We start from the raw sequence: 12259 nt of genomic DNA, 5'->3' as shown, positions 1-12259 counted from the left end.
TGACAAGTTTTATTTTAAATTCCTCACTATATTTGGCCATAAAAACACCCCCGAAAGTTAGATTTATTACTCTAACTTTCGGGGGTCGGTACCAAAAGACTCTTTAAAGCATTTTAGGATTTATGAAATTTTTAATCTCTTTTACCAAAACATTATATTCATTAAAAATAATGCTGTAATGGTTCGCACCTTCTATTTCTACAAAGCGGCTTTCCGGCCACTTTTCAGCAAGTGCTTTTCCTTTTTCTCTTGAAAGCATAAAGGTTTTTCCATTCTTGAATGAATCCTGCGCCCATAGAAGCAGCGTTGGGGTTTGAATCGATTTATGATGGCTGTTAATATCGGTTTTCTCAAGAGAATCAAGCTCTGCCTTAATCGCTCCTTGACTCACTTTAGACCGAACGGAACCATCCGGAAAGTGATCAACATCGGAATAAAAGTACTGTTCAATATATTCGTTCCACTTATCTAAAAATGGATTCTTTTTCATTTCTAAAATATATGATTGATAACTAGAATACGTTATGCCAAGCCGTTCAACCGCCGGCCTGATCATTTCAAATACTTGTCCGTCTAGATTAGCTGCTCCATCCACCAGAATCAGTTTTGAGAGATATTGTGGATAAGTCGCAGCGAAACAAACGCCTATAAGAGCCCCTAAAGAATGACCCATGTAAATTACTTTTTCTAAACCAAGAACATCGATCAACGCCTTTATATCTTCTGTATGCTGTGAGATTGAATAACCTGAATCAGGCTTTTGGCTGTCCCCTCTTCCTTTTAAATCAATCGCCAGTACACGAAAGTGACTTGTTAAACGCTCAGCTACGGAATCCCAGCACCTCGCATTCGCCGTTAAGCCATGGACGCAAAGAACAACCTCTCCTTCTCCACCATAATCGACTAGATGAACTGCCTGGTCATGAAGTGTTATCTTTGAATCTTTCACTTTATCCCCTCTTTTATATTTTAGTTAACTCTTATCCACATAGGTATACCATCTCCCAGTTACATTCTGGATACAAACTCTCCATCATCTTATTTAACAATACCTGTCCATCACGATCGTTATCTCATAAATATAGTAAACATGCCTGTTCCGTTCTATTAAATGCTGCATAAACTAGTAAATATGAAAGAAATAAGGAGGGGCAGTCATGGACATCAGTGTTTATGGAGTTGCCTTGTTGCCAGTGATTATTGGACTAGTTCAACTTGCAAGAATTTTTGGGATGTCTTCCCGCCTATCGCCGGTCTTATCAATAGTAGTCGGGATCGTACTGAGTTTGATTTATGTAGCACCGGGAGATTTTAAGAAATCTTTCCTGGTCGGCCTCTGGCTCGGTCTATGTGCAACCGGTTTACATTCTGGATTCAAAAACACGATGAACGGAACTTTTAAGAAAAAGGACTCAAATAAAGGGTGCGACGAAGAAGATACCTGATTGATCAAAACTATTAACATATACACATCTCTATCCACAGTTTATATATTTGTTTTTAAGCTCATAGTAACTTTATCCACATTATCCACAGGTTTGTTTTCCACAATGTTGATAACTAAAAAACCGCTGACCAGCAACCTATAAGGAGAAGACGGCTTACTCTATCGATGTCGAGTCTTCTCTTTTGCTTATACTTCCCTATACGTAAAAAGAAGAGGATCAATCATCATCGTCCTCTTCCTCCTCTTCATCACCCAGGTCTATCTCATCTAACGGAAGCCAGGAAAGAGTCTCCTGGACAATCTTATTGATCTTGTCATCCACATGCTTTGCTCCATATACCTTTTTAGCCTTTTCAATACTTTCCACTACGTTTGGTTTAAAGGCGATTAACGGAACATCCTCTTCTGAATCGTTATAAATTTCTACGAGCGAATCAAGGCCATCAGTTAACTGATCGATGATATCGCTTAGTTTCTTGTTTTCATTTTTGGAGATTTTCAATGGCTCTGCCCCCGTTTTTTTAGTTAGTATGACCTTGATCGGGGGTGAAATACACTTCTAAAACCTTTTTATTCCCTATGCCTGAATAACATGACAAACATTTACGTATATTTTTAGCGTCAAATATAAGAAATACGATAGTTACTTGATGATAAAGAGATCTCAGAGTAGTTTCGCAGAAGTAAGTATTGCGCAGAGTAGAAAAATATGATATATTAATCTCTGTCACTGATTAAAATACTTTTATGCGCCCGTAGCTCAGTCGGATAGAGCGGTGGTTTCCGGTACCACGTCTGTCGGGGGTTCGAATCCCTCCGGGCGCGCCATACATATACTTAGTCCCATCCATCTACCAATGGATGGTTTTTTGTTTTTTAGAGAAAAACCTGCCGTTCTCCCCTCCCGCTAAAATCGTTTCATCTCCATGGTTATTGACTCCAGCATTCGGGCATAGTATGTTATATACAAACGTACGTTCGATGACGCGGGTGAGGAGGATAACAATGAATGAACTTCAACAGGAAGAATTACAACATATCGTACGCTTTATTATTCTCCCCTATGTAAAGAAAGTTATAGAGCTGGACTTAAGCAATATTAAAAAAATATCTTTTAAACTGCCCGGTCCTTACATAAGGTTATTGGAATTAACGATGGCCCGTGTCTCCTATGATTTAAAAGAGAGCAAGTTTTTCTTGAGGAGAGCTTCCATAAAGGTGATGGAGGGTAAACAATCGAGGGGATATATTGAATATACGATTTATCATAGAGGATATGAAAAAAGGTTTAACTATTCAGTGGATCGAATCCGTAATAAGGTGGAAAATTTGCTTTATTCATACCTTTCAAATCCTCACCCCGGAAATGTTTTAGCAAATCAGCAAAATCAACGGTTTAAATCAAAATAAAAAGGGGAAAATGGTTGAGGAGCATAAAACCAGCGGCAGGTTACTATTAATAAAATAACTGATTTCAATTTCTTCAGGATTTTTCAACGCGTAACATTTGACCTATCCTGACCTTTTTTGTATGATTGGATTACAGAAACGTACATAAGACCTGTTATGATCAGTTAATTAAAAGGAGGATTTTCAATGAGTATTTTAGTCCCTACAGTAATCGAACAAACGAACCGTGGCGAAAGAGCTTATGACATTTATTCCCGCCTATTAAAAGACCGAATCATCATGCTTGGAAGCGCAATCGATGACAACGTTGCAAACACAGTAGTTGCACAGCTTTTATTCCTTGCTGCTGAAGATCCCGATAAAGATATTTCGTTATATATTAACAGTCCAGGAGGATCGATCACAGCTGGTATGGCTATTTATGATACGATGAACTTCATTAAGCCTGATGTATCAACAATCTGTATCGGTATGGCAGCATCAATGGGAGCATTCCTGTTAACTGCTGGTGAGATGGGTAAACGCTATGCCCTTCCGAACAGTGAAGTTATGATTCACCAACCGCTTGGCGGCACGCAGGGACAGGCAACGGATATCGAAATCCATGCGAAGCGTATCATCGCAATGCGTGAAAAGATCAATAAAATTCTTGCTGAACGTTCCGGGCAGGATATTGAAACGATCGAGCGCGATACTGACCGTGACCGCTTCATGGAAGCAGCAGAAGCTAAAGAATACGGTTTGATCGATGAAGTGCTTGAAAAGAAATAAAAGATGATCAAAAATCCCTCTTAACCAAAAGAGGGATTTTTTTATATGGATGGCTTTAAAGCAAAGAAGATTTTCTTTTCCATTAAGCCTTCCTGTTGCGAGCTACTCACCTTTGACAAACTCAGTCAGCGCTTCCATTGCATCAACTTCATCGTTACCGTCTGTTGTAATGATTACTTTAGAACCTGTGCTTACTGCAAGGCTCATGATTCCCATAATGCTTTTTGCATTGACTTTCTTTCCGTCTTTTTCTAAAAAAATTTCTGACTGGAAGCGATTTGCCTCCTGGACAAAAAGTGCAGCCGGCCTTGCTTGCAAACCAGTTTCAAGCTTTACGACGAGTTCCTTTTCTACCAACCTGTATTCCTCCCTCTATTCATTCAAGTTTCCTTTACCAGATCTATTTCTATATTTAATACTTCCTTCTATCCAAAAGTCCTGCCATCATTCCATCTATGTAAACATTCATTTATCCAGCAGGTTTTTTGTTGCCTTCTTCTCGAACAGGAGAACAACCTGGTTACGCTTACATAGTTTTTGAAAAAAAGCGGAAAATCAAGTAACCGGTTTTCCCGCCCGTATTTTTTCTGCAATTGCATCTATCTTTCTTAAACGATGGTTGATCCCTGACTTGCTTATGGTTCCACCTGATAGCATTTCACCGAGTTCCTTCAGTGTAACATCCTGGTGCTTCACCCGAAGTTCCGCTATTTCCCTGAGCTTGTCCGGCAATATATCGAGCCCTACTTCCTGCTCGATAAAACGGATATTCTCTACCTGTCTCATAGCTGCATCGACCGTTTTGTTTAAGTTCGCTGTTTCACAATTCACGAGTCGATTGACGGAATTTCTCATATCTTTCATAATTCTAACGTCTTCAAAATACAGCAGTGCCCGATGGGCTCCTACAATGTTCAGGAATTCTGTGATTTTTTCTCCCTCTTTAATGTAGACGATATATCCCTTTTTACGCTCGAGCATCTTCGCCTTCAGCTCAAATACATCATTCATCATTTCGCAGAGAGACTGGGTATGTTCTTCATAGCTCGAGAAGATTTCAAGATGGTAAGATGTTTCAGGATGATTGATCGAACCACCGGCGAGAAACGCTCCTCGTAAGTATGAACGTTTGCAACAGGTTTTCTTTGTAACCGTTTTAGATATTTCTCTTGTAAAGCTAAATAGTTCATTGATGATTCCCAGATCCTCCAAAAGCTCCTTCGCATTATTGGAGAGCCTGACGATATAAACGTTATTCTTTTTAAGGCGCATTTTTTTCCGGACAAGAAGCTCCACGTCATAATTGTATACTCTTTTGATCAGCGTATAGATTCGACGTGCAATCGCTGCATGTTCAGTGGGGATGTTCAGGACGAGCTGCCGGTTCCCAAAAGAGATGGAACCGTTCATCCGGATCAGCGCAGCCAATTCAGCCCGCGCACAGCACGATTTTATTTCTAGTTGTGTTAATTCTTTTTTTGTATCGGCAGCAAAAGACAAATTTAGCCTCCCCCTTTCTAAGGGGTCCCACTGACCCTTCATATGGTTTTATTGTTCTACTTTATCTTTTAGCAAACTTAACAAAAGACGAGACATTTTAACAGCATCATGTCTAATATATTCTTTGTCGTATTGAATTATTTTATCACTTACTACTCGAAAACCAAAGCTCTTCAATCGATTTTCGTCATAGTGCACAACTTCTGCTCTTTCTTCGGCATAACGTTCAGCATGCCCGATCGGAATTTGGGCATTGTTCACAAGAATCGTATCCATTAACCGATGGCCAACATGGTCTGTAATCGCTTTGACATGATCGCTTGCTGTATAGCCTTCCGTTTCCCCCTGCTGGGTCATAACATTGCAGACATACACTTTCTTCGCTTTTGATCGCCTGATTTCTTCGGCGATGCCCGGAACAAGCAGGTTAGGCAAAATACTCGTATAAAGGCTGCCCGGACCGAGAATGATAATATCTGCCTGTCGTATGGCCTTTATAGATTCAGGAAGGGCTTTAATATCATCAGGGGATAAAAAGACACGCTTTATTTTTTTATTAGTCTTTGGAATTTTAGATTCCCCTTTTACAATCGTACCGTCCGTCATTTCCGCATGGAGGACGATGCTATGGTTTGCTGCCGGCAGAACCTTTCCGCGAACGTTTAAAACGCGGCTCAGCTCCCCGATCGCACGCACGAAGTCTCCTGTAATATCGGTCATGGCCGCCAGCATCAGGTTCCCCATAGAATGGCCGGAAAGGCCGTTACCGTTTCTAAAGCGGTGTTCCATCAAGCTTTCAAGCAATGGCTCTACTTCGGCAAGTGCCGTCAGTACATTGCGCACATCACCTGGAGGAGGAATATCAAGTTCATCCCGCAAACGCCCTGAGCTTCCTCCATCATCTGCTACAGTCACGATTGCAGTTATATCAACAGGGAAAGTTTTAAGTCCCCTCAATAGCACCGAAAGCCCTGTTCCTCCTCCGATCACAACGGCTTTTGGCTTCTGATTTTCTGTCATGTAACCTTAACCCTTCCCTTTTCAATATCACGGTGCGTAATATTTGTTTTGTAGTCTTTCATAAAGTATTTTCCAATATATTCTGCCAGGGCCACAGAACGGTGTTTTCCCCCGGTGCAGCCGATTCCGATGACAAGCTGGCTCTTGCCTTCCCTTTGATATTGCGGCAGCATATACGCCAGCAGATCGATCAGCTTTTCAAGAAACTTATGGGTTTCTGTCCATTTAAATACATAGTTCGATACTTCTTCATCGATTCCTGTTTTGGGACGCAAGTGATCGACATAATGGGGGTTAGGAAGGAAGCGAATATCAAAGACAAGATCCGCATCGATCGGAATGCCGTATTTAAAGCCGAAAGACATTACATTTACCATAAAGGAATGCTGGGTCTTATCGGAAAACCGCTCGATGATCCGTGCGCGGAGCTGCACAGGCTTAATATCACTCGAATCGATAATTTGCTGCGCCATGCCTTTCAGCTCTGAAAGCATTTCCCTTTCGCGCTTGATTCCCTCAAGCGGAAGACCTTCTGGAGCAAGCGGGTGAGAACGCCTCGTTTCTTTATACCGTCTTACAAGAACCGGATCTTTGGCATCCAGGAAAAGGATCTGTGTATCGATCCTGTCGTTTAAACGAAGCTCGTTCACTGATTCGACCAGATGGCCGAAAAAGTCCCCTCCCCTTAAGTCCATAACAAGGGCAACCTTGTTGAGTTTGCCGCCTGAATCATTTACCATTTCTACAAACTTGGGCAGCAATGTCGGCGGCAGGTTATCGATACAGAAATAACCAAGGTCTTCAAAGCTCTGCATCGCAACTGTTTTACCTGCTCCACTCATCCCTGTAATTATGACCATTTTAATTTTTTCTTGTACTTCGGCCATGTTTCTCCACTCCGTTTCTAAATCTCAAACTTTATTAATGCTTCTAAAGCCAGGAAGCTTTCCCGTTTTTAGGATGGATCGAGTCGATAGGACAGCAATTTGAAATCCGGGGTATACGTAAATGTTCCAAAGATCATGCCGCTTCCCTTCAGCACATATTCCAGGAGATGATGGTCTCCCGGAGCCATAGGCAAATCAAGCATCTCATCGGCAGGAATCCATGAAAGCTTTCCCTCTTCGCATTCATCAACCGATTCGCCGTCAAACTCTGTTGCAAGGAACGTGAACATCATCCATTCCGAAACGATGGTGTCATTCTCTTTGATTATGAAAGTGAAGATTCCTTTCAATGTTGGGTTCTTTAAATAGATCCCGGTTTCTTCGCGAAATTCCCGAACAACAGAATCTTTTATCGATTCTTCCGGCTCCATCTTTCCTCCTGGTGCAACCCACCAGCCTCTGCGAGGTTTCTGAAGCATTAGAACTTGATCATCTTTTTTCAGGATGCAGTTTGTAACTCTTTGCATAATGTCACCTCAGTTTTCTACTATCATCAAAAGGAAACCTGCAGGCAAATGATGATTAATTAGTCGATATCTATTATAAAAATTCGTTCGTATCCTTATTCTGTTCCCTCTATAAGTATACTATGATTTACAATGCCTAACAATGAAACGGGATTGTATTAGAGGGTGCCAGGCACCAATTATGGACATTTGTCCATTTTTGGTGCCTGGCACTCTTAAAAGAGGGCAAAAAAAAGAGCACGGAGGTTAACCGTGCCAAAAAAATATATTAAAGGGGGTCAAATCTATTTATAGTGTACCCCATCTATATTTCAGCGTTGTTACAAGAGAATTAAAATGAGATTTCGTTTATATAGATAACGTGAATTTAGACAGTCACTTTCTCTTTTTCTTCCAGTGTTTCGATGTAATGCTGGACAGATTGAGCAGCGATACTGCCGTCACCTGTTGCTGTAACGATCTGGCGAAGTGTCTTATCGCGGATATCCCCAGCCGCAAAAATGCCGGGCACCTTTGTAGCCATGTTTTCATCAGTGAGGATATAGCCTTCCTCATTCGTGATATCCAGATTTTTCACCGCTTCGTTAAGTGGCAGCATGCCGATATAGATAAATACGCCATCTGTATTAAATTCTTTCTCTTCTCCTGTTTCTGTGTTACTTAGAAGCACCTTGCTTACCTTGCCGTTTTCGCCAAGAATCTCTTTGACCGAATGGTTCCAGATGAAATCGATCTTTTCATTATCAAAAGCACGGTTTTGCAGGATTTTTTGGGCACGAAGCTGGTCTCTGCGATGGACAATCGTTACTTTTGATGCGAATCTTGTAAGGTAAACACCCTCCTCGACAGCAGAGTCTCCACCGCCGACAACGACAAGCTCCTTATTCTTGAAAAAGGCGCCGTCACAAACTGCACAATATGAAACTCCGCGTCCGCTGTATTCCTTTTCTCCGGGAACACCAAGCTTTTTATATTCTGCACCGCTCCCGATGATCACAGCTTTGGCTTTCAACTCGCCATTTCCGGTTACAACGGTTTTGTAAGTACCGTCATCACGGACTTCCTTTACATCGCCATACTGGTACTGTGCACCGAATTGTTTCGCATGTTCAAACATTTTAGTAGAAAGATCCGGTCCAAGAATATGGTCAAATCCCGGATAGTTTTCCACATCTTCTGTATTAGCCATCTGCCCACCAGGAATTCCGCGTTCGATCATCAGCGTATCCAGATTTGCACGTGACGTATAAACAGCAGCCGTCATTCCAGCGGGACCTGCTCCAATAATAATCACATCATAAATTTTTTCTTCCGTCATCTTTATCCCTTCCTTCACAACCAGTCGAATATCTTTCTGTGACTTTTGTTTGATCTAAACTTAATTAGTTTATTTGACTATTATCCTATATCAGGTCGCTCCGGGAAGTCTATGAAATTGCTCACACTTAAGGCCGGTTAAGAATGGCATGGATTCGTTTTACATATTTTGCGATCGAAGCAGTTGAAACCCCAAACTGTTCAGCAAGCTCCCGCTGTGTAACAGGCTGCTTTTTTACCTTTTTCCAGGCGTATATGATAGCAGCCGTCCAGGCATCACGGTTTTTAAATGATAGCGGAGCAGTCTGCGACTGAATATATAAAGGTGTACATATACTGGACAATATGTCATTCAATTCCGCTGTTGAAAAATTTGCTTTATAGAGCTTTTCAACGATTCCCACACTATGAAGGACATTTTCAGGAAAATCGCTTTCGTTCGTAAATGTCCGTGGCACATCCCTGTCTAAAATAACAGCGGGCTCATCAGGACAGTGCTTCAGTAAAACATAAGCTGCCATTTCTTTTAAATAATAAGGCTCTTCTTTTCTGCCGATATAAGAGCGAAGGATCTCTTCCCCTTCAGAGCTCGCATGCTGCCTTAATAGCATCAAATGGACGAGCTTTGCTTTTTCAGCTCCTGACACACTGCCGATCAAGTTTAAAAAAGGATCATCATCAAGCCCTTTCCCCTCGGGAATGCGATATTGGAAAATCGCCTCTTTCAAATTGATCTTGCCTGATTCAAGCATGTACAGGAAGTAAGGAGCCACTTCTCCTTCAGGATCAAGGTCCTCGGTCTTTTTCCAGTACTTATATGCTTTGTTTTTATTCCCCATATGAAGGGAAGATACAGCGAGCCAGTGGTAGATCTGATGATCCATGCCGTACCTTGTGTTTTGAAGCGAATGAAGCCATCTGTATGCAAGTTCGTATTCCCCAAGTATTCCGAACGTACTGCCAAGCTTATGGCGATGGTCCGGATGGATCGGATAAACGTTTCTTAAGCGCTCTAAAAAGGCCTCGCTCTTTTTGGAATGGCCAAGAAAATGATAAAACAGGGCAAGGTTGCAAACAGCGTTTAAGTTTCCCTGATTTTTGGACAAAATGTTGTTCAATACCTCGATCGCTTCATCGTATTGATTGGAATAAAAATAAGCCAGTGCGAGATTGTTGTAAGCCGGCCAGAAAGTTGGATATTCTTCTGTCATGCTGTCAAGCAGAAGAATAGCGCGTTCAAAATCCCCGCTTTCGATCGCTGATCGGGCACTTTCGTGTTTCTGGATCAGCATTTCCTCTTCCCCGAGCGCTTCTTCAAAATGATCGTCTGTTTCATATTCGATTAATTCGATTAACTCTTCTACATCTAAACGAAAATCGCCGTGCGGTTCTTTTTCTAAATATTGTTTCGCTTTTTCCTCCGCTTCCTGGAACATTCCGATGTGGGCATAGTTATTTGCCATAAAGAAATAGCATTCATGAAGCTCTGAGTCCAATTCAGACAATATGTAGTCTAACCATTCATTCGAGGCCTGGTATTCTCCCATTTCTGCTAGCACAGCAGCCAGCTGGCAGATAATTTCAGTATCCTCTGAATCAAATTTCACTGCACGCTCAAGGTACTTTCTTGCTTTATGCAGATTGCGTTGATGATAAGCGCGCATTCCTTTTTGAAAAAAGTGCTCCCCATTCAGAATGAAAGGAATTAACCGACCGCTTTTCTTTGCAGCATTAATTTCCTTCGACATAATTTCCCCCATTATTAAGTAGTAATCTATTTTTTATTTTCTATCTTCTATTTTCATTCTATCTATATCTATCGATAACCGATGAAAAGTATAACACACTTTCCCCCATTTCAGTTAGGGAAATTAAGCAAAGATGCATATTATTTACCATTTTATTGGATGAAAAAGGACTTTTTAACTGTCCACAAAAGCTCGGGGGTCAGACCCCCGAGCTTTTGTGGATAACTAACTTTTTTTGTCTATTCAGGCTTTGGTGTGTGGCGTTCTTTCAGGACGTTTAGGATTTCATCGAGCGGGCACTCCTGCTCCCTTAGCAGGACCAGGACGTGATAGAAGAGATCTGCTACTTCCCATTTCAGCTCTTCCTGATCGCGGTTTTTGGCGGCGATGATCACCTCTGCCGCTTCTTCACCGACTTTCTTCAATATTTTATCCACGCCTTCTTCAAAGAGGTACGTTGTGTAAGCACCTTCCGGACGCTCAGCTTCACGCTTAGCGATTGTTGCTTCAAGCTGGTTAAAAATCTGGAACCGTTCTTCAGATGTCCGAACCTCTTTTCCTAAAAGCGAATCATCAAAACAGGAATACGATCCTCTGTGGCATGCAGGACCACTTGGTTCTACCAGAACGAGCAATGCATCCTGGTCGCAATCATAGCGAATGTCTATGATTTTCTGAGTGTTTCCGCTAGTTGCCCCTTTATGCCACAGCTCCTGGCGGGACCTGCTGTAAAACCATGTTTCCCTGGACTCCAGAGATTTTCCAAGAGATTCTTCGTTCATGTAAGCGAGCGTTAGCACTTCTTTGCTGCTCGCGTCCTGTACGATCGCCGGTACAAGGCCTTTGTCATCAAACTTAACTTTAGATATATTCATCGAATCGTCACCCCGCGTTTCTTCAAAAAATCCTTCACTTCTGATACAGATGTTTCTTTATAATGGAAGATCGATGCAGCAAGTGCGGCATCTGCTTTTCCGTCCTTGAATACTTCATCAAAGTGATCAGCATTCCCTGCTCCTCCTGAAGCAATAACCGGAATGTTCACCGCTTCGCTAACTGCTTTGGTCAGTTTAATATCAAACCCGGATTTCTCCCCGTCGGCGTTCATGCTCGTTAAGAGGATTTCTCCCGCCCCGTTTTCCTCAACCGTTTTCGCCCATTCGATCACTTCCCAGTCGGTGGCTTTTCTTCCCCCATGCGTGTAAACTCTCCAGGAATCGATCGAAGGGTCGTATTTTGCATCGATCGCAACTACGATGCACTGAGTCCCAAAGTAATCAGCGCCTTCTTTTACAAGCTCAGGGTTCAGGACAGCTGCAGTATTCATCGATACTTTATCAGCACCTGCCCTAAGCACACGCTTCATGTCCTCTAGCTTATTGATTCCACCGCCAACTGTAAACGGAATCGCCAGTTCAGCAGCCACATGCCGTACCACATCGATCATCGTATCCCTGCCTTCGTGGGAGGCAGAAATATCAAGAAAGACAAGTTCATCTGCGCCTTCTTTATCATAAAAAGCGGCAAGCTCAACTGGATCTCCTGCATCTTTCAAATCGACAAACTGCACGCCTTTTACAACGCGTCCGTCTTTTACATCAAGACAAGGAATAATTCGTTTTGTCAGCATAC

Annotated in this window: 14 protein-coding genes and 1 tRNA gene; 4 read left to right on the top strand and 11 right to left on the bottom strand. The window is 42.1% G+C overall.

What is annotated here, in order from left to right; genetic code table 11:
* Positions 1-103 precede the first annotated feature (103 nt).
* Entirely contained in the window at positions 104-949 is an 846-nt protein-coding gene (locus FCL54_RS05385; protein ID WP_138123977.1) for an alpha/beta fold hydrolase, read from the bottom strand.
* Positions 950-1157: 208 nt separating this feature from the next.
* Here FCL54_RS05385 and FCL54_RS05380 point away from each other — a divergent pair, with 208 nt between their 5' ends.
* Positions 1158-1445, top strand: coding sequence for a hypothetical protein (locus tag FCL54_RS05380; RefSeq protein ID WP_246055144.1), 288 nt, complete (start codon positions 1158-1160; stop codon positions 1443-1445).
* A gap of 219 nt (positions 1446-1664) precedes the next feature.
* On the opposite strand, the gene FCL54_RS05375 is transcribed toward FCL54_RS05380, so the two are convergent.
* On the bottom strand, positions 1665-1949 hold the full coding sequence (locus tag FCL54_RS05375) for an atypical membrane-integrating protein (Mistic protein) (RefSeq protein ID WP_171016690.1): 285 nt from the start codon (positions 1947-1949) through the stop codon (positions 1665-1667).
* A 247-nt stretch (positions 1950-2196) separates the two neighbouring features.
* Here FCL54_RS05375 and FCL54_RS05370 point away from each other — a divergent pair.
* The 3 genes from FCL54_RS05370 (at position 2197) to clpP (ending at position 3628) form a co-directional block, all read left to right on the top strand.
* Positions 2197-2275: transfer RNA gene (locus tag FCL54_RS05370), tRNA-Arg, on the top strand.
* Between the two features lie 177 nt (positions 2276-2452).
* Entirely contained in the window at positions 2453-2857 is a 405-nt protein-coding gene (locus FCL54_RS05365) for a YhjD family protein (protein WP_138123973.1), read from the top strand.
* A 186-nt stretch (positions 2858-3043) separates the two neighbouring features.
* Positions 3044-3628, top strand: a complete 585-nt coding sequence (gene clpP, locus FCL54_RS05360; RefSeq protein WP_138123971.1) for an ATP-dependent Clp endopeptidase proteolytic subunit ClpP — start codon at positions 3044-3046, stop codon at positions 3626-3628.
* A gap of 102 nt (positions 3629-3730) precedes the next feature.
* On the opposite strand, the gene FCL54_RS05355 is transcribed toward clpP, so the two are convergent.
* From FCL54_RS05355 to hisF, 9 genes are all read right to left on the bottom strand, one after another.
* Positions 3731-3985 (bottom strand): HPr family phosphocarrier protein, encoded by a 255-nt coding sequence (locus FCL54_RS05355; RefSeq protein ID WP_138123969.1) that lies wholly within the window; start codon positions 3983-3985, stop codon positions 3731-3733.
* A gap of 198 nt (positions 3986-4183) precedes the next feature.
* A complete protein-coding gene (whiA, locus tag FCL54_RS05350; RefSeq protein ID WP_138123967.1) occupies positions 4184-5128 on the bottom strand; it encodes a DNA-binding protein WhiA in 945 nt (314 codons plus the stop codon).
* A gap of 48 nt (positions 5129-5176) precedes the next feature.
* Positions 5177-6148 carry a gluconeogenesis factor YvcK family protein gene (locus FCL54_RS05345; RefSeq protein WP_138123965.1) on the bottom strand — a complete coding sequence of 324 codons (972 nt, stop codon included), beginning with the start codon at positions 6146-6148 and terminating at the stop codon, positions 5177-5179.
* Entirely contained in the window at positions 6145-7035 is an 891-nt protein-coding gene (rapZ, locus tag FCL54_RS05340) for an RNase adapter RapZ (protein ID WP_138123963.1), read from the bottom strand. The genes FCL54_RS05345 and rapZ overlap by 4 nt, the downstream gene beginning before the upstream one ends.
* 68 nt (positions 7036-7103) lie before the next feature.
* Complete coding sequence (locus tag FCL54_RS05335) at positions 7104-7562, bottom strand: NUDIX hydrolase (protein ID WP_138123961.1); 459 nt, start codon at positions 7560-7562, stop codon at positions 7104-7106.
* A 367-nt stretch (positions 7563-7929) separates the two neighbouring features.
* Positions 7930-8880, bottom strand: a complete 951-nt coding sequence (gene trxB, locus FCL54_RS05330; RefSeq protein ID WP_138123959.1) for a thioredoxin-disulfide reductase — start codon at positions 8878-8880, stop codon at positions 7930-7932.
* A gap of 127 nt (positions 8881-9007) precedes the next feature.
* Complete coding sequence (locus tag FCL54_RS05325) at positions 9008-10627, bottom strand: tetratricopeptide repeat protein (RefSeq protein WP_171016689.1); 1620 nt, start codon at positions 10625-10627, stop codon at positions 9008-9010.
* Between the two features lie 239 nt (positions 10628-10866).
* A complete protein-coding gene (hisIE, locus tag FCL54_RS05320; RefSeq protein WP_138123955.1) occupies positions 10867-11502 on the bottom strand; it encodes a bifunctional phosphoribosyl-AMP cyclohydrolase/phosphoribosyl-ATP diphosphatase HisIE in 636 nt (211 codons plus the stop codon).
* The gene (gene hisF, locus FCL54_RS05315; protein WP_138123953.1) at positions 11499-12257 is read right to left on the bottom strand and encodes an imidazole glycerol phosphate synthase subunit HisF; all 759 of its coding nucleotides are present in this window, start codon (positions 12255-12257) and stop codon (positions 11499-11501) included. Before hisF ends, hisIE begins: the two co-directional genes overlap by 4 nt.
* Between the last annotated feature and the right edge of the window lie 2 nt (positions 12258-12259).

It is taken from the genome of Exobacillus caeni, assembly GCF_005747095.1.
GTDB lineage: Bacteria > Bacillota > Bacilli > Bacillales > Guptibacillaceae > Exobacillus > Exobacillus caeni.
Note: the sequence above shows the minus strand (reverse complement) of the source record. Positions and strands in the feature narration are given on the sequence as shown.